Source organism: Methylomonas rapida, from assembly GCF_024360925.2.
Lineage (GTDB): Bacteria > Pseudomonadota > Gammaproteobacteria > Methylococcales > Methylomonadaceae > Methylomonas > Methylomonas rapida.
Map to the genome: position 1 here is coordinate 1,035,584 of NZ_CP113517.1, position 22,721 is coordinate 1,058,304.

18 protein-coding genes are annotated in these 22,721 nt (G+C 53.9%); 13 read left to right on the forward strand and 5 right to left on the reverse strand.

The features are described from left to right. Window positions 1-54 precede the first annotated feature (54 nt). The 4 genes from NM686_RS04895 to NM686_RS04910 all read left to right on the forward strand — a co-directional run bounded on the left by NM686_RS04895 (window position 55) and on the right by NM686_RS04910 (window position 4,180). Window positions 55-747 carry a hypothetical protein gene (locus tag NM686_RS04895; RefSeq protein WP_255186764.1) on the forward strand — a complete coding sequence of 231 codons (693 nt, stop codon included), beginning with the start codon at window positions 55-57 and terminating at the stop codon, window positions 745-747. Then, window positions 737-1,909: a flagella assembly protein FlgT middle domain-containing protein gene (locus NM686_RS04900; protein ID WP_255186765.1), complete on the forward strand. Its 1,173-nt coding sequence runs from the start codon at window positions 737-739 to the stop codon at window positions 1,907-1,909. Before NM686_RS04895 ends, NM686_RS04900 begins: the two co-directional genes overlap by 11 nt. Window positions 1,910-2,127: 218 nt before the next feature. Next, the gene (locus NM686_RS04905; protein WP_255186766.1) at window positions 2,128-3,948 is read left to right on the forward strand and encodes a Na/Pi cotransporter family protein; all 1,821 of its coding nucleotides are present in this window, start codon (window positions 2,128-2,130) and stop codon (window positions 3,946-3,948) included. Continuing rightward, window positions 3,941-4,180 (forward strand): hypothetical protein, encoded by a 240-nt coding sequence (locus NM686_RS04910; RefSeq protein ID WP_255186767.1) that lies wholly within the window; start codon window positions 3,941-3,943, stop codon window positions 4,178-4,180. The genes NM686_RS04905 and NM686_RS04910 overlap by 8 nt, the downstream gene beginning before the upstream one ends. 398 nt (window positions 4,181-4,578) lie before the next feature. On the opposite strand, the gene leuB is transcribed toward NM686_RS04910, so the two are convergent. The 4 genes from leuB to NM686_RS04930 all read right to left on the reverse strand — a co-directional run bounded on the left by leuB (window position 4,579) and on the right by NM686_RS04930 (window position 10,446). Then, window positions 4,579-5,685: a 3-isopropylmalate dehydrogenase gene (gene leuB, locus NM686_RS04915; protein ID WP_255186768.1), complete on the reverse strand. Its 1,107-nt coding sequence runs from the start codon at window positions 5,683-5,685 to the stop codon at window positions 4,579-4,581. Window positions 5,686-5,768: 83 nt separating this feature from the next. Further along, window positions 5,769-7,313 carry an alpha-isopropylmalate synthase regulatory domain-containing protein gene (locus NM686_RS04920; RefSeq protein WP_255186769.1) on the reverse strand — a complete coding sequence of 515 codons (1,545 nt, stop codon included), beginning with the start codon at window positions 7,311-7,313 and terminating at the stop codon, window positions 5,769-5,771. A gap of 560 nt (window positions 7,314-7,873) precedes the next feature. Continuing rightward, window positions 7,874-9,559: a DNA repair protein RecN gene (recN, locus tag NM686_RS04925; RefSeq protein WP_255186770.1), complete on the reverse strand. Its 1,686-nt coding sequence runs from the start codon at window positions 9,557-9,559 to the stop codon at window positions 7,874-7,876. A 2-nt stretch (window positions 9,560-9,561) separates the two neighbouring features. Next, on the reverse strand, window positions 9,562-10,446 hold the full coding sequence (locus NM686_RS04930) for an NAD(+) kinase (RefSeq protein ID WP_255186771.1): 885 nt from the start codon (window positions 10,444-10,446) through the stop codon (window positions 9,562-9,564). 225 nt (window positions 10,447-10,671) lie between these two features. Here NM686_RS04930 and hrcA point away from each other — a divergent pair, with 225 nt between their 5' ends. From hrcA to greA, 8 genes are all read left to right on the forward strand, one after another. Beyond that, on the forward strand, window positions 10,672-11,712 hold the full coding sequence (gene hrcA, locus NM686_RS04935) for a heat-inducible transcriptional repressor HrcA (RefSeq protein WP_269022456.1): 1,041 nt from the start codon (window positions 10,672-10,674) through the stop codon (window positions 11,710-11,712). A 49-nt stretch (window positions 11,713-11,761) separates the two neighbouring features. Next, entirely contained in the window at window positions 11,762-12,412 is a 651-nt protein-coding gene (grpE, locus tag NM686_RS04940) for a nucleotide exchange factor GrpE (protein WP_255186773.1), read from the forward strand. Between the two features lie 70 nt (window positions 12,413-12,482). Continuing rightward, on the forward strand, window positions 12,483-14,423 hold the full coding sequence (dnaK, locus tag NM686_RS04945; protein ID WP_255186774.1) for a molecular chaperone DnaK: 1,941 nt from the start codon (window positions 12,483-12,485) through the stop codon (window positions 14,421-14,423). 150 nt (window positions 14,424-14,573) lie between these two features. After that, window positions 14,574-15,710 carry a molecular chaperone DnaJ gene (dnaJ, locus tag NM686_RS04950; protein WP_255186775.1) on the forward strand — a complete coding sequence of 379 codons (1,137 nt, stop codon included), beginning with the start codon at window positions 14,574-14,576 and terminating at the stop codon, window positions 15,708-15,710. Window positions 15,711-15,713: 3 nt separating this feature from the next. Then, window positions 15,714-16,523 (forward strand): 4-hydroxy-tetrahydrodipicolinate reductase, encoded by an 810-nt coding sequence (gene dapB, locus NM686_RS04955; protein WP_255186776.1) that lies wholly within the window; start codon window positions 15,714-15,716, stop codon window positions 16,521-16,523. 104 nt (window positions 16,524-16,627) lie between these two features. Then, the gene (gene carA / locus NM686_RS04960; protein ID WP_255186777.1) at window positions 16,628-17,761 is read left to right on the forward strand and encodes a glutamine-hydrolyzing carbamoyl-phosphate synthase small subunit; all 1,134 of its coding nucleotides are present in this window, start codon (window positions 16,628-16,630) and stop codon (window positions 17,759-17,761) included. A gap of 17 nt (window positions 17,762-17,778) precedes the next feature. Continuing rightward, the gene (gene carB, locus NM686_RS04965; RefSeq protein ID WP_255186778.1) at window positions 17,779-21,000 is read left to right on the forward strand and encodes a carbamoyl-phosphate synthase large subunit; all 3,222 of its coding nucleotides are present in this window, start codon (window positions 17,779-17,781) and stop codon (window positions 20,998-21,000) included. Between the two features lie 186 nt (window positions 21,001-21,186). Beyond that, window positions 21,187-21,663, forward strand: a complete 477-nt coding sequence (gene greA, locus NM686_RS04970; protein WP_255186779.1) for a transcription elongation factor GreA — start codon at window positions 21,187-21,189, stop codon at window positions 21,661-21,663. Window positions 21,664-21,697: 34 nt separating this feature from the next. Here the strand turns inward: greA and yhbY are convergent, their stop codons facing one another. Continuing rightward, window positions 21,698-21,964: a ribosome assembly RNA-binding protein YhbY gene (yhbY, locus tag NM686_RS04975; protein ID WP_255186780.1), complete on the reverse strand. Its 267-nt coding sequence runs from the start codon at window positions 21,962-21,964 to the stop codon at window positions 21,698-21,700. Between the two features lie 49 nt (window positions 21,965-22,013). Between yhbY and rlmE the strand changes: the two genes are divergently transcribed. After that, window positions 22,014-22,631 carry a 23S rRNA (uridine(2552)-2'-O)-methyltransferase RlmE gene (gene rlmE / locus NM686_RS04980; protein ID WP_255186781.1) on the forward strand — a complete coding sequence of 206 codons (618 nt, stop codon included), beginning with the start codon at window positions 22,014-22,016 and terminating at the stop codon, window positions 22,629-22,631. Window positions 22,632-22,721: the final 90 nt, after the last annotated feature.

Consider the following 22,721-nt stretch of genomic DNA (forward strand, 5'->3'; position numbering starts at 1 on the left):
CATCCTTTACCTCAAGAAACGACGGATGACGGAAATTTGTCGCAAGGGGATGATATGAAACATGTGATCGGGTTATGGCTGATGGTGGCGCTGCTGGTGCCAGCGGGTTGCGCCAGCACGAAAAATCGCGAAAACACCGCCCAAATACCCGCCGAAGGTAAGACGTTGCAGGCGGTTGGTTATGGTCAGTTCGAGGATGAGTCGCGCTCAAGTTTTAGCCGTAACTGGCAGTCCGTGGAGCAGGCCGCCAAATTGAATGCCTATCGGAGCTTGGCCGACCAACTGTATTACGAGCCACTGGGCGAAGGCAAGACCGTGGGCTCCCAGGTGGTGGCTCACGAGGTGTATCGGGTGTATTTCGATACGTATCTGAGGCAGGCGCGCGCTGCGGATTATCGCGCCGTCAAGGATAATTTGAAGACCACATTGCAGCTAAAACTGACGCCGCGCTTTTACCAGTGCATGAGTGGCGATCCGGTCCGGGCGCGGCAATGCATTCAGGAAGACGATAAATTGGCGTTTACCCGCCTGGGTTATAAAACCGCCACGACGAAAACCGTCAATCTGGCTTGCGGCATGATCGATTGTAGCGATCAATTTTCGGTCAAGGGTTTTTCCAAGAGCCGGAATGCCGCCGATGATTTGCTATTGGATATCGGCCTGTACGATGTGGAATGGACGGTCAATACCGGTGTTCGCATCCTGCTCAATTATTTGATAGTCAATGGGTTGGCTTATGGCTGGTAAACGTTGGCTGTTTTTGTTGTCGCTGGCCTTGTTGGCGGCGTGCGCCAGTGTGGATGACAAATCCATCGAGACGGTGGCTACAAGCAGGCGGCAAGCGACTTTGCACGGCAGCGCGCCGATTGTGGGCGGCGACCTCGAGGGCGCGCGGCGGGCCGCTATCGACAATGCGATCGCGCAAGCATCCGAGCAACTGCGGCGGGATAGGGCGGAGTCACTGTTGGCGGGGGACATCAAAGTCGTCGATGAGTGGCAGGAAGGAGGGGCTTTTCACGTTCAGGCGGTGGCTGTTTTGTCACGGCAAAAATCCTGCCAGGCGCCTTATAGAAAAAAAATTCTGGTAACGGCCTTTCCGGCCGTAAATACCGAGCAAATCAGCGGTACGGACAGCCAGGATCTGTATGGCGGAATTCCGCGCGAAATTGCCAACCGCTTGATGGAAAGCGGCGATTTCATTGCCCGCAACATGACCAAGACGTCTTTGTATGACCGGCCCGATCTGGCGCCTGAAATACCGCCTTCCGAATTTCACCGAGTCCCTGTGCTGCTGACACTGGCCAGGCAGCAAGATGTTCAATTGGTGTTGGCGGGCGTGATCCGTGATTTCAGGATAGAAGCGACCGAGTACGTGCGCGGTTCCGGCATATTGGCGGCGGTCAAGTCGGTGATGCGGGACTATATCGCGCGCCGCAGTATCGGCGTCGATGTCTATGTCTACGATGGTTTTACCGGGGCGTTGCTGTTCCAGCATCGTTACACGGACTCTATATTGGGTGATGTCAGTTTGCCGCAGGGATATACGGTAGGCAGCGAGCGTTTTGAATCGAGTCCGGCGGGACATAAAATCAGCGAAATCATTCAGCAGGCCAGTGAAGATATACAGCAATTGTTTGCCTGTCATCCTTTCTCTGCCCGCGTGGAGCGAGTTGGCGATAACCGGGTCGTGATTGCGGCTGGGGCGCAAGACGGGATCAGAGCGGGCGACAGGATGACGGTCTATTCCGCCGGCGATAGCGACACGGCCGGGATGGGTTTCACCCGTCCGATCGCCAGCATCGTGATATCCGAAGTAGGGCCATCCATGTCCGCCGGTCAGCTCGAAGACAGCATCAGTCCAGGCATGGTGCGGCCCGGTGATTGGGTGCGCACCATTTCGACGCCTTAAATCATCCAGCGCATCCGGCTCGAAACAGTTGCCTGCTTCACCGGTATTCCCGCCAATTGCCCGCAAAATGTACGTGCCTATCGGATGTCTTCTGGTGCTTGCGTTGCCAGCCGGACGGATGGAAATGTTGCTAGAATTGTCCTTACGTTGAATGCAACGCGGCGATGTCTCTGGCATTAAGGGCATAACAATAATAACGGGGCCTGGGAGCGGATATCATGATCAAAAGCAGTTTGTTTTTCTTGCTTCTGGGTTTATTGGCGTTGGGATTTTGGCTGAGCGCGGAATTCAAAGTCATCGTGGCCGGCGTCGCGGTGTTTCTGTTCGGCATGCTGTCCCTGCAAAGAGGTTTCAAGTTTTTCACCGGCGGCATGCTGGAACGCATCATGCGTAGCGCCACCAATAACGTCTTGAAACGCCTGTTGTTCGGTATCGTCACGACGACGTTGGTACAGTCCAGTTCCTTGGTGTCCGTCCTGGTCATCTCCTTCATCAGTGCCGGGTTGCTCGATCTGGCCGCCGGTATCGGCATCATTTATGGTGCCAACATCGGCACGACCACCGGAGCGTGGCTGGTGGCCGGTTTCGGGCTCAAGGTCGATATTTCCAACTACGCCATGCCGCTTCTGGCCTTTGGGGTTTTGCTGCAACTGACCAGGCCCAAGAGTTTTCAGGGCATGGGGCATATTTTGCTGGGATTGGGGTTTTTGTTTCTCGGCATTCAATACATGAAAGACGGCTTCGATGCCTTCAAGGAAAGCATCGATCTCAGTCAATATGCGATGACCGGCATGCGTGGCTTGTTGCTATATGTGCTGGTCGGCATCGTCGTGACCGTGATCATTCAGGCCAGCGGCGCGACCATGGTCCTGATCATCGCCGCCTTGGCCACCCATCAGATCAGCTATGAAAACGCCCTGGCCCTGGCCATAGGTTCCAACATCGGCACGACGATTACCGCCGTCATCGGGGCCTTCGGCGCCAACATCGGCGGCAAGCGCTTGGCCGGCGCCCACGTCTTGTTCAATGTGCTGACCGGTTTGTTGGCCATCCTGTTTTTACGGCAGTTCGTTTTTCTGGTTGACCTTTTGTGTCAGGGTCTCGATATCGCGAATGACAATTACACTTTGAAACTGGCCATGTTTCATACGCTGTTCAATTTGGTCGGTGTCATCATCATGTTACCTTTTTCCGATCTAATGGCCCGATTTCTGGAGAAAGTCATGCAGGAAAAGCGAACCGCGGTGGACTCTCCGCGTTTTTTGAACACCTCGGCCCTGCAGTTTCCCGATACGGCCGTCAAATCGGTACAGCATGAGACTCATCATTTGTATGAGAATGCCACGCATATCATGCTGAAGGCCATTGGCCTGCATAGGCGCGACGTCTATTCCGAACAGGATTTGAATGAAGTGATCATGAAATATCGCGCCATCAAGGACTATGACATCGACGAGGCCTATGAACGCAACGTCAAGGGTTTGTATAGCGCGATCATCGAATTTGTCAGCCAGGCCCGTTTCAGCTGGGAAATGAAACAGTCAGGCCGTCTTTACTGGCTGCGCGAAGCCAATCTGAAATTGGTCGAGGCAGTCAAGGATACCAAGCATTTACAGAAAAATCTGCTGAGGCACAGCGGCTCCTATAACCGTTATCTGGTCGACGAATATCAGCGCATACGCTATCAGATTGCGCTGGTGATTCGAGAATTACAGAAAATAAAGGATACCGTTGTCGTCAACGAATTGCCGCTCTTATCATTGGATACCCTGAAAGGGCGCATCAAGGAACAACGCCAGGCGGCGATCGAAACCATAGAAAATTTGATTCGGGAGCACAAAATCAGCGCGGAAGCGGGGACTTCATTGCTGAACGACAATGCTTATGTCTATGACATCCAGAAAAATCTGCTCAGCATGGCGGAAACCGTGTTTATCAACCATGCGACCGCGTCGGTGCAGGCCGAAAAAGAAATGGTGTTAACCGATCACGAAATGTTCGAAGTCATTCAATCCAAGGCGGCAATAGATCATGAATAAAATTGAATTGTTGAGTCGATTGCAGGATTTTTTCAATGCCGATGAGAAACAGAAAAAGAAAAAAGCCAGTGAAATCAGGGATGTGATCAGGAAATTACGAGCCAAGGAACGCAATATTCAAGACATGCTGGACAAATGCCAGGATGATGAGATGAAAAAGGCCTTGCAACTGGAGGTCAATATCATCAACGCCCAGATCGAAAAAGGCCTTTCGGTGTTAGAAAGTCTTTGATTTGCTTTCTTGTCATGGAGGCGGGCATAACAGTGAAAAACGCCTGCGCCAATCGGCAATCGCTATTGCGCTCCTGAGTTATGACTGGAGTGAAAAAGCTTCAGATTTTTCCTCTAAGGATTCGTGGTCCGAGAGAACCTTTATCCCATCCCTCGCCTGGATAAAGTCGGCGTGGGCGTGGCGCTTCCTTGCGATGAACCTAAAAACGGCAGTAAGTCCACGAAAATCACGTAAGAAATCATTGCGTTATGAAACTTATCGATTCACCTGTTCGGTGCGGCGCTTAGGTGTGATAACGGTTTGAAACTTTTCGTGATTTTCGTGTGTTTCGTGGACCAAATGATTTTTCTAGGATGAAGCATCACACCCACGCGGATAAAACCTGACGGATGTTTGGGTTAAACCTTCGGCATCGCGCGCAGTTTTTCGACGACCTTGTCGCCAAATTCCTGGGTATTGATCATTTTCACGCCGCTGCCCGGTTTGGACAAATCGGCGGTGGAGTAACCGTCGGCGAACACGCCTTGCATCGCCGCCCAGACGTTTTTGGCTTCTGCCGCCATGTCGAAGCTGTTTTCCAGCATCATGGCCACCGAGCCTATCATCGAATAGGGATTGGCGATGTTTTTGCCGGCGATGTCCGGCGCCGAGCCGTGTGACGGTTCGTAATAAGCTTTTTCAGGGCCTATGCAAGCCGAAGGCATCAAGCCCAGCGAACCCAGAATGCCGCCGCCTTGGTCGCTCAAGATGTCGCCGAACATGTTTTCCATGACCATCACGTCGAACTGGGTCGGTTTCAGGCACAGCGCGGTGGCGGCGGAGTCGACCAGATAGTTGACGACTTGCACGTCGGGGTATTCCTTGGCGACTTCTTCCATGACTTCGTTCCACAGCACGCTGGACTTCAGCACGTTGCTCTTGTGAATGTTGTGCAGCAACTTGCGGCGCTTTTGCGCCAGCTTAAAGGCTTCGTGCATGATGCGGCGGATTTGCTCTTCGTCGTATTCCAAGGTTTCCCGCACATAACGCAGGCCCTTGTCGTTGACACCCATTTCCTTTTCACCGAAATACAGGCCGCCGACCAGTTCGCGCACCATGATCAGGTCGATGCCGTCGCCGATGACTTCGGGTTTCAAAGGTGAAAAATGCGCCAGTGATTTAGGCAAAAAAACCGGACGGAAGTTGGCGTAAGTGTTGTAACGGCGACGCAGCGGCAGCAAGGCGCCACGCTCAGGTTGTTTGTCGACCGGGATTTTCTTGGATTCTTCGTGGCTCAAGCCTATCGTGCCTTTCAGGATGGCGTCGGCCTGGTCGCAGATGTCGATAGTCGCTTGCGGGAAGGCGTCACCGGTTTCGAAATAGGCGCAGGCGCCGAACAGCGCCGGCATCAATTCGAATTTGACGTCGTTGCGTTCTTCGATGACTTTCAAAACCTTGATGGCTTCTGCGGTGATTTCTGGGCCGATGCCGTCGCCGGCCAAGACTGCGATTTTGTAGTTTTTCATGTGGCAGATAATGGTTTGATAGATAAATTAAAAAATGGTACGCATTGCATACCAATTAAATTGAAAGGTACGCCCAGCGTACCCTACGGATTAGTGTTTGCCATCTCGTGCAGTTGTATGTTGATCAGCTTGATCGTGGCCAGCATCGCCGCGAATACCTGATTGACATGCACGCCGCGGGTTTTGCGCAACTCGTGGCCGCAGTCCCAGGTGATCACGCATTCGGTCAAGGCGTTGGTATTGCCGCCCTTGGGAATGCGGATTTCGAAATCGGCCAGTTTCGGCAGCGTGTAGTCGTATTTGACCAGCACCGTGCCGATCGCATCGATGAAGGCATCGAAGCCGCCGTTGCCGGCGCCGGTGGCTTGGTGTTTGTCGCCATTGACCTCGACGCGCAGACTGACCGTCGATTGCAAGTCCAAGCCGCTGTTCACCGAGCAGGCCAGCAATTTGATGTGCTGATAGCTCTTGCTCTCCAACACGTCGGCGATGATGAAGGGCAGATCGTCGGTGGTGATGGTCTGCTTGGAGTCGCCCAACGCGACGATGCGGGCCAGCACCTTTTTTTGGTCCTCTTCGGACAGTTCGACTTCCAGTTGTTCCAGGTTCTTTTTCAACGAAGCCTTGCCGCTCATTTTGCCCAGCGCATAGCTGCGGGTGCGGGAAAAGCGTTCCGGCCCCAGCTTGGTTTTGTATAAGCCGCCTTTCTGGTCGCCGTCGGCATGGATGCCGGCGGTTTGCGTGAACACGTCGGCGCCGACGATGGGCGCATTGTCGGCGATGCGCTTGCCGGAAAAATTCTCCACCATGTTGCTGATGCGCACCAGATGGCTTTCGTCGATGGCCAGTTCCATGTTCATCTTGTCGCGCAACACCACCGCCACTTCCGCCAGTGACGCATTGCCGGCGCGTTCGCCCAGACAATTGATGGTGCAATGCACCGCGCTGACCCCGGCCCGCACGGCCGCCATCACGTTGGCGGTGGCCAGGCCGTAATCGTTGTGCGGGTGAAAATCGAATTGCAGATTTGGGTAGCGCCCGCACATGTCGCTGAAGCTGGCGAACACCTCGTCCGGCGCCATGACGCCCAAGGTGTCCGGCAGCATGAAATGGCTGAGGGGCGCGTCTTTCAGGCGGTCGATCAGGCCGAACACATAATCGCGGCTGTCCTTATAACCATTGGACCAATCTTCCAGATAGATATTGATTTTCAGGCCTTGTTCGTGGGCGTAGCCTATGGTTTGCAACACGTCGGCGCAGTGCTGCTCCAGGGTTTTGCCCAGCTGTTCGCGGCAATGTTTCTCGCTGCCCTTGGCCAGCAAGTTAATCACTTGGCCGCCGGTGGATTTGATCCAATCGACGCTGCGGGTATGATCGACGAAACCAAGCACCTCGACGCGATCGCCGAAGCCTTCCTGCTGCGCCCATTGGTTGATGTTGCGGACGGCTTCCTTCTCGCCTTCCGATACCCGCGCGGATGCGACCTCGATCCGGTCCACCCGCAGATTTTGCAACAAAGCCTTGGCGATGCTGACTTTCTCTGTTGGGGTAAAGGCCACGCCTTGGGTTTGTTCACCATCGCGCAGCGTGGTGTCCATCAGCTGTATTCGTCTTGGATTTAACGACATGGTTTTCGCCTGTGTATTCGTGCGATTTGGCGTAGTGGCGGAATTCCGGCCTTACCCACGCATCATTTTGTTTTCTAACTGCTTAAAGGCAGGATCAAGCCTCGCGTAACCGGTTATTTTCGCCTAAATGGGCGGCCCTTGGCAATTTGCGGTTTTTATTCGGCATTTTAGGGTGACAAGAGCCCTGCAAAACTCATCGACCGCGGATTGGAAAGCGGCATTAGCCAAACTCGCTATAAGACTGCAATATTCGCTATTGTTACGGGGAGTGGCAGCGCAATTTGTTCTAAAGAACTTGGCGACACCGAATTCGACTGGCTCTTTGAGGCAGCCCTGGATAAACCTATAAAAATCATTTGGTCCACGAAACACACAAAAATCACGAACAGTTTCAAAAAGTTATTGCTCAAAAAGCCGACGCCTTGCGGGTAACTAAATCAAGTGACGTAACCATCTGTTTTATTTCGTGTCTTTCGTGCTTTTCGTGGACTACTGATGTTTTTAGGATAAAAACAACCTCTGGGTCAAGCTCAATGCATGCTCTTATGCGATGTTCGTGGTTATCCTTGGTCGTTTGCCTTGCCTGATTCCAGCATTTCCCTGGCATGCGCCAAGGTGTTTTCGGTGATTGTCACGCCACCCAGCATGCGGGCGACTTCCTGAACTCGTTCTTCGTCGCCGAGGCGTTTGACCGTGGAGGAGGTGACGGCCGCTTTCTGATTCTTGGCCACGAATAAATGTTGGTGGGCCTGGGCGGCGACTTGCGGCAAGTGGGTCACGCATAGCACTTGGCGATTTCTGCTCAAGCGGCGCAGTTTCTGGCCGACGATTTCGGCGATACCGCCGCCGATGCCGGAATCGACTTCGTCGAAGATCATCGTAGGCGTGGTCTTGTCGGTGCTGGTGGTCACCTGAATCGCTAGGCTGATCCTGGACAATTCGCCGCCGGAGGCGACCTTCGCCAGCGGTTTGGCCGGCAAGCCGGGATTGGTGCTGACCAGAAATTCTATGGCGTCGTTGCCGTTGCGTTGCGGCTCGGCTTGTTCGGCGAAATGGATCTCGACGATGAATTCGCCATGCGGCATGCCGAGTTCCTTGATGGTGTCGGATATGCGATGTTGCAATTCGGCGGCGGCTTGTCGGCGTCTGGTGGATAATGCCAGGGCCAGTTTTTGGTATTGTTTCAGCAGGCGCTCACAGTCTTTGCTCAGGCTCTCGATGCGTTCGCCGCTGTGGGTGATGTTATTCAGTTCCTCGCTCAGGCGCTTTGCTACGTTGGGTAATGCTTCCGGCTGTACTTTGTGTTTGCGACTCAAGGCTTGCACTACGCCGATCTGATTTTCCAATCTCTCCAATTCGTTGGGGTCGGCTTCCTGATTTTCCAGGAAACGGCGTAGTTGCTGCGAGGCTTCGTTGACTTGAATTTCGGCGCTGCCCAGCAATTCGCTGACTTCATTCAGCTCGTTGGCGTATTGGCATAATTCGCCGATCGCATGCTGGCAATGCCCCAGCATTTGCGCCACGGATTGCTGGTCGTTGTCGTACAGCAAATCGAGCTGTTGCTGGCCGACGCTCAAAATCTTGCCGAGATTGGCCAGTTTGTTATGGGCGTCGGTCAGAGCTTGATAATCGAAATTGTCCAGGTCCAGTTGTTTGAGCTCTTCCAGTTGATAGCCCAGCAATTCCTCGCGTTCGCTCTGATCGCTGCCGGCTTTCAATAATTGCTGCAAGGTCTTTTGCGTTTGTTTCCAGTCTTGGTAACAGGCATTGAGCTCATGCAACAAGGTCTGATTACCGGCGAATTCATCCAGCAGTTGACGCTGTTCCTCCCGATCCAGCAGGGTCAGGTGCGCATGCTGACCGTGAATTTCCACCAGCTGCCGGCTCAAGCCCTGCAAGGTTTGCAGGTTGACCGGGCGATTGTTGATGTAAGCCTTGGAGCGACCGTCCTCGCTGATGGTGCGGCGGATCAGGCAGTTATTCTCGTCGTCCAGTTCCTGCTCTATCAGCCATTGCTTAACCAACGGCGCCTTGCCGAGGTCGAATTCCAGGTTCACCTCGGCGCGTTTGCTATTGGGGCGCACATAACCGGAATCGGCGCGATCGCCCAAAGCCAGGCCCAGGGCAGTCAGCAGAATCGATTTGCCGGCGCCAGTTTCGCCGGTCAGTACCGACATGCCGGGTTCCAATTCCAGATCGAGGGCGTCGACGACGGCCAGGTCGATGATGTTCAGATTTAACAGCATAGTCAGGCGGTGTAACCGCTACTCCAGTTGAGTTTGCTTCTGAGGATATGGAAAAAATCGTGATCTTCGGGGTGCAAAATTTTAATGGTTTTGTCGGCTTTCCTGATGACGATTTTATCGCCGGTCAGCACGTCCGGTATCTCCAAGTGGTCGCAGGTGACTAGCGCGTTGATCTGCTTGGTCTGGCTGAAGCTAATGGTGATTTCGACATTGTCGTCGATGACCAACGGACGATTCGACAAGGTATGAGGATTCAGTGGCACCAATACCAAGGCATTCAGGGCGGGATGTAGAATCGGACCGCCCGCGGACAGCGAATAGGCGGTGGAGCCGGTTGGGGTCGCCACGATCAAGCCATCCGAGCGCTGGGTGTTCAAATAAACGCCGTCGATGCGGGTATCGATTTCTATCATGCTGGGCGTAACCCAGCGATGCACGACCACTTCATTGACCGCCGTTTGCTGGTGTATCACCTGACCGTCACGGACGATCGATGCCAGCAACAGCGGCCGGCTCTCGGTTTTATAGTGGCCGTCCAGAATTTGCTCCAGGCGGCTGGTCAGTTGTTGCGGTGAAATATCGACCAAAAAACCCAATCTGCCCAGATTCACGCCGACCAGGGGAATATCGAAATCGGCGGCGGCGCGGGCCGCGGCCAGAAAGGTGCCGTCGCCGCCCACGGCAATCATCAGATCGCAATGCTCGGGCAGGCGATCGATGTGCAGGCCCTTCACCTTGGCATTGGCGATGAATTCGGCGCTCTGGCTGTCCGCGAGAACTTCATGGCCGCGAGCGTGCAAAAAATCGCACAGCTCGGACAGTGTCGATGCATTGCCGGGATCGCCAAATTTGCCGAGGATGCCAATGCGGTGAAAGGGTGTGAGCATGGTTGAAATAAGTTAGGGTAAATGCGTCGGATTATACAAACAATTCAGGCCTGGGCGAGTAGGGAATCTAAAGGTTTGCTGGTTCGCCATGGACTTCATGCCGTGTTGGCCATCAGCGTAATGACTGCAGTCGATTTTTCCCGTGTTGACAAGGATTTATCTAGCTGATAGCTTTTGCTAGCACTCTAGTGTTTAGAGTGCTAGCTGTTATTATCAGGTGTCGGTGTGATAAAAAATCAGGATTTGAACGAAAGATCGCTTTATCTTTTAAAGACATTGGTCGAGCGTTACATACAGGACGGCCAGCCGGTCGGTTCCAGGGTGTTATCCAAAGATCCTAAGCTGAAACTAAGTCCGGCAACCATACGCAACGTCATGGCTGATCTGGAAGACATGGGCTTGATTCACTCGCCGCACACCTCGGCCGGACGAGTGCCGACAGTCAGTGGCTATCGTTTGTTCGTGAACAGCCTGCTGACCGTCAAGCCGCTGGAGTCGCAAGAGCTGGATCAGCTTCAAACCAGTTTGCTGGCCGAAAACGATGAACCCGCCGATGTGCTGAACAAGGCTTCCAAATTGTTGTCCGACGTCACCAAGATGGCCGGCGTCGTCACGTTGCCGCGTCGGGAATTGGTGGCGTTGCGGCATATCGAATTCCTGCCGATGTCCAACACCCGCGTGTTGGTGATTTTTGTCACCGACGGTCAGGAAGTCCACAATAAAATCATTCATACCGACAAACTCTATGGCCCGGCCGAATTGCAGCAAGCCGCCAATTATCTGAATAGCGTCTATGCTGGCCGGAGTTTGTCCAAAATTCGCGAACTGATTCTAAGCGACATGGAGCATGATCGTAATCAGGTCAATCAGGGCATGATCGATGCGATGACCATGGCGCAACTGACGTTTGCCGAAAAACCCAAGGATGATTATGTGTTGAGTGGCGAAACCAATCTGATGGGTTTTTCCGAGCTATCGGACATGGAGCGTTTGAAACAGTTGTTTGAAGCTTTCAGCCAGAAGCGCGGCATGATCCATTTGCTGGATCAGTGTTTGCAGGCGGAAGGCGTGCAGATTTTCATCGGCGAGGAATCTGGCTACCGGGCCTTCGATCATTGCAGCCTGGTGACTTCGTCCTATTCGATCAACGACGAAGTGGTCGGCGTGTTGGGCGTGATCGGGCCGACTCGCATGGCTTACGAAAAAGTGATTCCCTTCGTCGATGTCACGGCAAAATTATTGGGCGCGGCCTTGAATAGCAAATAAACGCCCCTATCGTTATACGGACCTGAAAATTACAACTTTGGAGTGAAACATGAGTCATCAGCAATCAAGCCACGAGCAGCAATCGGATAGTGAGTTAATCGCTGAAGTGCTTGAGCAAACCAGCGAGGCCTTTGCCGAGCAAGCCTCGGAGGAAAAAGAAACTACGGCAGCGACCGAAGCCGTCACTATCGAGGCTTTGCAGCAACAGCTCGAAGAGGCCAAGCAACAGGCGGCCGCGAATCTGGACAAAGCCATCCGCACCCTGGCGGAAATGGAAAATCTGAAAAAGCGCGTGCAAAAAGACCTGGAAGATGAACGCAAGTACGGGCTGGCCAAATTCGCCAAAGAATTGCTGAGCGTGATGGATAGTCTGGATCTGGGGATTCAGGCCGCCACTGGCGACAGTCCGGAAGTGGTCAAGCTGCGTGAAGGCAGCGAGCTGACTAAAAAACAATTCGAAACGGTTTTCGCCAAATTCAACATCGAAACCATCGATCCCACCGGACAGCCCTTTAACCCCGAATTGCATCAGGCCATGGTCATGCAGCCGAGTTCGACCATCGAACCGAATCACGTGATCACCGTGTTCCAGAAAGGTTACATCTTGAACGGTCGCTTGTTGCGTCCGGCCATGGTCGTGGTGGCCAAAGCGGAAGACAAACCGGCCGCCGACGGCACAAAAATTGATGAGCAGGCTTGAAATTAAAACAATCAACCGCATATCGCTAACAACTTTTTAACTTATCCCTATTCAAGTCTGGAGAAATTCAATGGCTAAAATGATCGGAATCGACCTGGGTACCACCAACTCGTGCGTGGCGGTACTGGAAAACGGTACTGCCCGCGTGATCGAAAACAGCGAAGGCGCGCGCACCACGCCGTCCATCATCGCGTTCACCGGCGACAACGAAGTCTTGGTCGGCCAGTCCGCCAAGCGCCAAGCAGTGACCAATCCCGAAAATACCTTGTTCGCGATCAAGCGTTTGATCGGCCGCCGCTTCAAGGAGGATGCGGTACAAAAAGACATCAAAATGGTGCCTTACAAAATCATGGAAGCCAACAACGGCGACGCCTGGGTAGAATGCCACGGCAAGAAAATGGCGCCGCCCGAAGTATCTTCTCGCGTGTTGATGAAACTGAAAAAAGACGCCGAAGCGTTTTTGGGCGAAGAAGTCACCGAAGCGGTCATCACCGTACCGGCTTACTTCAACGACTCGCAGCGTCAAGCCACCAAAGACGCCGGTCGTATCGCGGGTCTGGACGTCAAACGCATCATCAACGAACCGACCGCGGCGGCCTTGGCGTTTGGCATGGATAAACCCAAAGGCGATACCACCATCGCGGTTTACGACCTGGGCGGCGGTACCTTCGATATTTCCATCATCGAAATCGCCGAAATCGAAGGCGAGCACCAGTTCGAAGTATTGGCCACCAACGGCGACACCTTCCTGGGCGGTGAAGACTTCGACTTGCGCATCATCGATTTCCTGGCCGGCGAGTTCAAAAAAGACACCGGCATCGATTTGCACAACGACCCTTTGGCGCTGCAACGGCTGAAAGAAGCAGCGGAAAAAGCCAAAATCGAGCTGTCCTCTGCCGAGCAAACCGACATCAATCTGCCGTATATCACGGCCGATGCGTCAGGCCCTAAACATTTGAATGTCAAATTGACCCGCGCCAAGCTGGAATCGCTGGTCGACGATTTGATCGAGCGTACCAAAGGTCCTTGCCTGCAAGCGATCAAGGATGCTGGCGTGTCGACCTCGAAAATCAACGACGTGATCTTGGTCGGCGGTCAAACCCGCATGCCGAAAGTGCAAGCCTTCGTCAAAGAATTGTTCGGCAAGGAACCGCGCAAAGACGTCAACCCCGACGAAGCCGTGGCCTTGGGTGCGGCGATTCAAGCCGGCGTATTGGGCGGCGACGTCAAGGACGTATTGCTGCTGGACGTGACACCGCTATCTCTGGGTATCGAAACCCTGGGCGGCGTGATGACCAAGTTGATCGAGAAAAACACCACCATTCCGACCAATGCGTCGCAAGTGTTCTCGACCGCCGATGACAACCAAACTGCCGTCACCGTGCATGTACTGCAAGGCGAACGGGAAATGGCCTCCGGCAACAAGTCGTTGGGCCGTTTCGATTTGCAGGACATTCCACCGGCACCACGCGGCATTCCGCAAATCGAAGTCTCGTTCGACATCGACGCCAATGGTATCTTGAACGTCTCGGCCAAGGACAAAGCCACTGGCAAGAAACAATCCATCGTCATCAAAGCCTCCAGCGGTTTGTCGGATGACGAAGTCGAGCGCATGATCAAGGACGCCGAAGCGCATGCCGACGAAGACCGCAAATTGAAAGAACTGGTTTCGGCGCGTAATAGCGCGGAAGGCATGATTCACGCGACCGAAAAATCGCTGAAAGAACTGGGTGATCAAGTCTCGAGTGAGGAAAAATCAGCCATTGAAGCGGCGATTAAAGATTTGCAAGACGTTCTGAAAAAAGACGACAAGGACGCCATCGAAGCCAAAACCAACGCCTTGACTGAATTGTCCGGTAAACTGGCCGAACGCGTCTATGCGCAAAAGGGCGGCGCGGAAGCGGGTGCTGCCGGCGGTCATGAGCACGCGGCGGGCGGTCAACAGCAAGCCGAACCCGATCACGACGTGGTCGACGCCGAGTTCGAGGAAGTCAAGGACGACAAGAAGTAATTCCGTAGGGCGGATGGCGGAAGCCTTCCGCCTGCTGGATTTGCATACGGCGGAAGGCCTGGAGGCTTCCGCCTTACATGTTTTAAGAAGTTTTGTCGCTTCCATGCCGAGCATGGGAATGGTCTAAAAGTACATAAAAACCATAACGAAATGGCCGCAAAAGAAGATTTTTATAAACTGCTGGAAGTCGATAGAAACGCCAGTGAAGCCGAGATCAAGAAAAGCTATCGGCGCATGGCGATGAAATATCATCCTGATCGGAACAAGGATAATCCCGAGGACGCCGAGAAGAAATTCAAACAGATCAAGGAAGCCTACGAGGTTTTGTCCGATCCCAAAAAGCGTTCGGCCTACGACCAATTCGGTCATGCCGGCGTCGATCCATCCATGGGTGGTCGCGGCGGTTTCAGTGGCGCGGAAAGTTTCAGCGATATTTTCGGTGACGTATTCGGCGATATTTTCGGCGGTGGACGCCAGCAGCGCAGTAGCGTGCAGCGTGGCGCGGACTTGCGTTATAACCTGGAGTTGACGCTGGAAGAAGCCGTCGGCGGCACCGAGGCCACGGTCAAGGTGCCAGTGTTGGTGGCGTGCGGCGAGTGTAATGGTTCCGGGGCGAAAAAAGGTAGCAGCCCGGTGACTTGCTCGACCTGTCACGGTCATGGTCAGGTCCGCATGCAGCAAGGTTTCTTTTCGGTGCAGCAAACCTGTCCGACTTGCCGCGGTACCGGCAAGCAGATCAAGGACCCTTGCCCGAAATGCTACGGTCAGGGCCGCGTGCAGGAAACCAAAACCCTCAATGTCAAAGTCCCTGCGGGTGTCGATACCGGTGATCGGATTCGCCTGGCGGGCGAGGGCGAAGCCGGCATCAACGGCGGGCCGTCCGGAGATTTGTATGTGCAGGTGCAGGTCAAGGATCATCCGATTTTTACCCGCGACGGTGCCAATCTCTATTGCGAAGTGCCGATCAGTTTCCCGACCGCCTGTTTGGGTGGGGAACTGGAAGTGCCTACGCTCGATGGCAAAGTCAAATTGAAAATCCCTGCCGAAACGCAAACCGGCAAGCTGTTCCGCTTGCGCGGCAAGGGCGTGAAACCTGTGCGCGGCGGGGCGGTCGGCGATTTGTTGTGCCGGGTACAGATCGAAACTCCGGTGCGCCTGACCAAGGAGCAGCAGGCTTTGATCGAAAAGTTGCAGGAATCCTTGAGCGGTGGCGGAAAGCAACACAGTCCGCAAGAGCATAGTTTCATGGACGGCGTCAAAAGCTTTTTCGATAAATTGACAGGATAAATCATGGTGAACATTGCCTTGGTCGGTGTGTCCGGCCGCATGGGTTTATGCTTGATCAAGGCCGCTGCCTTGTCCGATCAAGCGGAATTGACGGTTGCGGTTTCTCGTGCCGAGAGTCTGGCGGTGGGCAAGGATGCCGGCGAGCTGGCGGGCATTTCGACCTTGGGTTTGCAGATAGGTAGCGATCTCGCTGCAGTAATCGATCAATTCGACGTGTTGATCGACTTTACCCGGCCTGACGCGTCGATGCATTACATCGAAATCTGTCGCCAAGCCGGCAAGAAAGTCGTGATCGGCACGACCGGCTACAGCGTCGCGCAAAAAGTCATGATAGCGGAAGCCGCCAAGGACATTCCCATCGTGCTGGCGCCCAATTTCAGTGTCGGCGTGAACTTGTCGCTGAAGCTGCTGGAAATGGCGGCCAAAGTCATGGGTGATTACACCGACATCGAGATCATCGAAGCGCATCACCGTCATAAGATCGATGCACCGTCCGGTACCGCGCTGCGCATGGGTGAAGTCGTGGCGAGCACGCTCGGACGCGATTTGAAGGACTGCGCGATTTACGGCCGCGAAGGTGAAACCGGCGCCCGCGACCGCAAAACCATCGGCTTTTCGACGATACGCGCCGGCGACATCGTCGGCGAGCATACGGTCATGTTTGCCGACGAAGGCGAACGGGTGGAAATCACTCATAAAGCCACCAGCCGGATGACATTCGCCAATGGCGCGGTGCGCGCGGCGATCTGGCTGGAAGACAAGGCACCTGGGCTTTATGATATGCAAGATGTACTGGGACTGAAAAATTGTTAATGACCAAATCGGCATAATTTCGTAAAATTAGCTCAGTTTTTATCACTCTGGAACGGGATCAGTCGTCAGGCTCATCCCGTTTTCTACATCTAAGGTGGCCAATCTTGAATAAACCTGCATTACTGGTATTGGAAGACGGTACGGAGTTTCACGGCATAGCGATCGGTGCCGATGGCTGTTCCGTGGGGGAAGTGGTTTTTAATACGGCACTGACCGGCTATCAAGAAATACTCAGCGATCCTTCCTATGCCCGCCAAATTGTCACATTGACCTATCCGCACATCGGTAACGTCGGCACGAATCCGGAAGATGATGAGTCAGTACGCGTGTTTGCCAGTGGTTTGGTGATACGTGACTTGCCGCTGCTGGCCAGTAGTTGGCGCAAGCAGCAAACCTTGCCGGACTATTTACGCCAGCACAACGTCGTCGCGATCGCGGACATCGATACCCGCAAATTGACGCGGATTTTGCGTGACAAAGGCGCCCAACGCGGTTGCATCATGGCGGGCGATGCCATCGACGTCGATTACGCCAAAAAAGCCATCGACGCCTTTCCGGGACTGCAAGGCATGGATCTGGCTAAAGAAGTCACTGCGGCAGAAGCCTATGAATGGACACAGGATGTCTGGCAATTGGGCAAGGGGCACGCCGAAGCGCCCAATTTGAAAAAACATGTGGTCGCCTACGATTTTGGCATCAAACGCAATATCTTGCGCTTGCTGGCGAATCGCGGCTGTAGAGTGACCGTGGTGCCGGCCAAAACGCCGGCCTCGGAGGTGTTGGCGATGAAGCCGGATGGCGTGTTTCTATCCAACGGTCCCGGCGATCCGGAGCCTTGTGATTATGCGATCGAAGCCATCAAGACCCTGTTGGAGCAAAAAATCCCCGTTTTCGGAATTTGCCTTGGGCATCAATTGCTGGCATTGGCCAGCGGCGCCAAGACCGAGAAGATGAAATTTGGCCACCATGGCGCCAATCATCCGGTGCAGGAATTGGCCAGCGGTCGGGTCATGATCAGCAGTCAGAACCACGGTTTTGCCGTGAATGCCGACAGCTTGCCGGCCAACCTGAAAGCCACTTACGTGTCGTTGTTCGACAGCAGTCTGCAAGGTATCGCCCGCACCGATTGTCCCGCCTTCAGCTTTCAAGGTCATCCCGAAGCCAGTCCAGGTCCGCACGATGTCGAAGCCTTGTTCGATGATTTTATCGACCTGATGAATCAGCCTCGTTCCGCTTAAGTTTTCCAAAGAGTGATATGCCAAAAAGAACCGACATAAAATCGATTTTACTGCTGGGCGCCGGCCCCATCGTCATCGGCCAGGCTTGCGAGTTTGATTACTCCGGCACGCAGGCTTGCAAAGCCCTGCGCGAAGAAGGCTATCGGGTGATTCTGGTCAACTCCAATCCCGCCACCATCATGACCGACCCCGAAATGGCCGATGCGATTTATATCGAGCCGATCGATTGGCAAACAGTTGAAAAAATCATCGAAAAGGAACGCCCCGACGCGGTTCTGCCGACCATGGGCGGTCAAACCGCTTTGAACTGTGCGCTGGCGCTGGATAAGCACGGCGTGCTGGAAAAATACGGCGTCGAAATGATAGGTGCCACCAAAGAAGCCATCAACAAGGCCGAAGATCGCGATTTGTTCAACCAGGCCATGCGCAAAATCGGCCTGGAAGTGGCGCGCTCCAAAGTGGCGCACAGCATGGAAGAGGCCTTCGCCGCGCAGGAAGAAGTCGGTTATCCGACCATCATCCGGCCGTCGTTCACGATGGGCGGCAGCGGCGGTGGTATCGCTTACAACCGCGAGGAATTCATCGAGATTTGCGAACGCGGCCTGTATCTGTCGCCGACCAACGAATTGTTGATCGAAGAGTCCGTTCTGGGCTGGAAAGAGTTCGAAATGGAAGTGGTGCGCGATCGGAAAGACAATTGCATCATCGTTTGCTCGATCGAAAACTTCGATCCGATGGGCGTGCATACCGGTGACTCGATAACCGTCGCGCCGGCACAAACCTTGACCGACAAGGAATATCAGATTCTGCGTAACGCCTCGTTAGCGGTGCTGCGCGAGATCGGCGTCGATACCGGCGGCTCGAACGTGCAGTTTGCTTTGAATCCGGAAAACGGCCGTCTGATCGTCATCGAAATGAACCCGAGGGTGTCACGTTCCTCGGCGCTGGCTTCTAAAGCTACGGGCTTCCCGATCGCCAAGGTCGCCGCCAAACTGGCCGTGGGCTATACGCTCGACGAACTGAAAAACGAAATTACCGGCGGCAAAACGCCGGCTTCGTTCGAGCCGACCATCGATTACGTCGTGACCAAGGTGCCGCGCTTTGCCTTCGAAAAATTCCCGCAGGCCAACGACAGGTTGACCACGCAGATGAAATCGGTCGGCGAGGTGATGGCGATTGGCCGCACGTTCCAGGAGTCGCTGCAAAAAGCCTTGCGGGGTCTGGAAATCGGCGTGGATGGGCTGGATGAAATCACCGATTTGAACGACGTCAATGCCGAAGACACAATCCTGCGCGAACTGCGTTATCCGGGCCCGCACCGGCTCTGGTATCTGGCCGATGCCTTTCGTGCCGGCTTGAGTTTTGACGAGATTCATCAGGCCTGCCGCATCGAACCGTGGTTTCTGGCCCAGGTCGAGGATTTGATCGCCACCGAAAAAACCTTGTCGACCAAAACGCTGGCGACCTTGGAGCCGGGCGAATTGCTGCGTCTGAAACGCAAAGGCTTTTCCGATCGGCGTCTGGCGAAACTGTTGGAAGCCAATGAATCCGAGGTGCGCAACGTGCGCCACAAAAAAGGCATACGCCCGGTTTACAAGCGCATCGATTCCTGCGCGGCGGAATTTGCTTCCGATACGGCCTATCTGTATTCGACGTATGAGCAGGAATGCGAAGCCAATCCATCCTCCAAAGAGAAGATCATCATTTTGGGCGGTGGCCCGAACCGTATCGGTCAAGGTATAGAATTTGACTACTGCTGCGTGCATGCGGCGTTGGCGCTGCGTGAAGACGGCTACGAAACCATCATGGTCAATTGCAACCCAGAAACCGTATCGACCGACTTCGATACGTCGGACAGATTGTATTTCGAGCCGTTGACGCTGGAAGACGTACTGGAAATCATCGAATTGGAAAAGCCCAAGGGCGTGATCGTGCAATACGGCGGGCAAACCCCGTTGAAGCTGGCGCGCGCCCTGGAAGCCGCCGGTGCGCCGATTATCGGCACTTCGCCGGATTCCATCGACTTGGCCGAGGATCGCGAACGTTTCCAGAAATTATTGGAACGCCTGAATCTGTTGCAACCGCCCAATGCTACCGCGCGTTCAGTCGAGCAGGCCGTCAATTCCGCCAAAGAATTGGGTTATCCCTTGGTCGTGCGGCCGTCCTACGTGTTGGGTGGACGGGCGATGGAGATCGTGTTCAACGAGGAAGGCTTGCGCCGTTATATGAAGGAAGCAGTCAGTGTTTCCAACGATTCTCCAGTGTTGCTGGACCGATTCCTCGACGATGCGGTGGAAATGGACGTCGATGCGATTTACGACGGCGAGACCGTGTTGATCGGCGGCTTGATGGAACACATCGAGCAGGCCGGCGTGCATTCCGGCGACTCGGCCTGCTCGATTCCGCCTTATGACTTGCCTGTGCATATTCAGGATCAATTGCGCGCCCAGGTCGCCAAAATGGCCGAAGCCTTGGGCGTGTGCGGCTTGATGAACACGCAGTTTGCGATTCAGGGCGAAACGATTTATGTGCTGGAGGTCAACCCGCGCGCATCGAGAACCGCGCCGTTCGTTTCCAAGGCTACCGGTTATCCGCTGGCCAAGATCGCTGCCCGCTGCATGGTCGGCAAGTCCCTGAAAGAGCAGGGCATTACCGAAGAACGCATCCCGGAATACTTCTCGGTCAAGGAGGCGGTATTCCCGTTCATCAAATTCCCCGGCGTCGATCCGCTGTTGGGGCCGGAAATGAAATCCACCGGCGAGGTGATGGGGGTTGGTAAAACGTTCGGTGAAGCCTTCGCCAAGTCGCAACGCGCTTCCGGGGTGGATTTGAGTCACAGCGGCAAGGTGCTGATCAGCATCCGTGACGCCGATAAGCCGAAATTGCCGGAATTGGCCAGAATGCTGATTGCCAAGAATTACGAGATCGTCGCTACTCGCGGTACCGCAAGGGTCTTGAAAGAAGCCGGCATTCCCTGTCAGGAAATCTTCAAGGTGAACGAAGGCCGGCCGAACACCGTGGACATGATCAAGAATGGGGAAATCCAGTTGATCGTCAACACCACCGAAGGCGTAAAAGCCGTGGCCGATTCGTTTACGATGCGCCGTGAAGCCTTGCAACGTAAAGTTACTTATTACACGACGATGGCCGGCGCCAGGGCAGCGTGTTATGCACTGGGCGAACTCGATGCCGGCGACGTGAATTGCCTGCAGGATTTACACAAGGCTTTTAATCCTTAAAATCGCAATTAATCCACGAAAAGCACGAAAGACACGAAATAAAACAGGCCGTTACGCCACGAGATTCAGTCACCTACCGGGTGTCAGCCTTTTTAAGCAATAACTTGCTGAAACTTTTCGTGTGTTTCGTGGAGTAAATTATTTTTCTAGGTTAATGGATGAATTTGATTCAATAGGGGAGTAGTAATGCAAAAATTTCCACTGACAGTGACGGGCGCCAACAAACTGCGCGCCGAACTGGAAGAACTGAAGACCGTGATCAGGCCTCGCATCATTCAGGCCATCGCCGAAGCCCGCGAACACGGTGATTTGAAGGAAAACGCCGAATACCATGCGGCCCGCGAGCAACAAAGTTTCGCGGAAGGCCGGATTGCCGAAATCGAAGGCAAGTTGGCCAATGCCAATATCATCGATGTGACCAAAACCGATGCCAATGGCAAGGTGGTATTCGGGGCGACCGTGAAAATCGAGGATCTGGATTCCGGCAAGGAAGTGACTTATCAGATCGTTGGCGAAGACGAGGCCAATATCAAGGAAGGACGTATTTCGGTGGGTTCGCCGATTGCGCGGGCGCTGATCGGCAAGGAAGAAGGCGATACCGTTATCGTTAAAGCGCCTGGTGGCGATATCGAGTACGAAATCATTGCGGTCGAGTATATTTAGCCAATAAAAAAGGGAGGTCTCTGCCTCCCTTTTTTCACTTCTTGGGATTTTTTCGATAAAGCACGGCGATTTGGCCAATGGACTGAACCAATTCTGCCCCGGTTTCCGAGCAGATTTGTTCTCGGATGACATTACGGTCATCTCTTTCGGCGCGAATTTTGACCTTGATCAGTTCATGGGCATCCAGTGCCAGATTGATCTCGTTGATTACCGCGGGCGTCAAGCCAGCTTGCCCAATCATCACCACGGGATTTAGCGGATGGGCTTGGGCCTTCAGCTTTTTCTTTTCGATAGGATTCACTCTGTTTCCTTAAACTTTAAAAACCGCACGATTTTACACCAATAGAAAAATGGCACGCACGAAAAGTAGTCACCAGTGGATGCAGGAGCATTTTCAGGACGAATATGTCAAAAAGGCCCAGGCGTTGGGCTACAGGTCGCGCGCGGTATTCAAGCTGATCGAAATCCAGGAGAAGGATAAAATCATTCGTCCAGGGATTAATATCGTCGATTTGGGCGCGGCTCCCGGTGGTTGGTCGGAATATGCGCGGAAGCTCGTCGGCAAAAACGACAAGATCGTGGCACTGGATTTGCTTGAGATCGAGCCGATTGCCGGCGTCGAATTTATTCAGGGTGATTTTAGGGAGGATGAGGTATTGGAAAAACTGTTTAAAGTGCTGGACGGTCAACCGGTGCACTTGTTATTGTCGGACATGGCACCCAATATCAGTGGAAATAGGGAAATGGATCAGCCCAGATCGATTTATCTGGGCGAGCTTGCGCTGGATGCTGCCCATCATATACTGGTCAGGGGCGGCACGTTTTTGATTAAAATGTTCCAGGGGGCTGGTTTTGACGAGTATCTGAATCAAGTCAAGCAAAATTTCACGAGTGTGGTGATCCGCAAGCCGAAAGCGTCGCGAGCGCGGAGCAACGAAGTGTATATTTTGGCAAAAGGTTTCAAATAGCTTGGTACACTTGGCATAGTCGAGCTATCGGGTATCGGTATTCCTGATACAATTGGTTGGTTTTTAAATAGTGGGCCGTTTTTGGCCGGA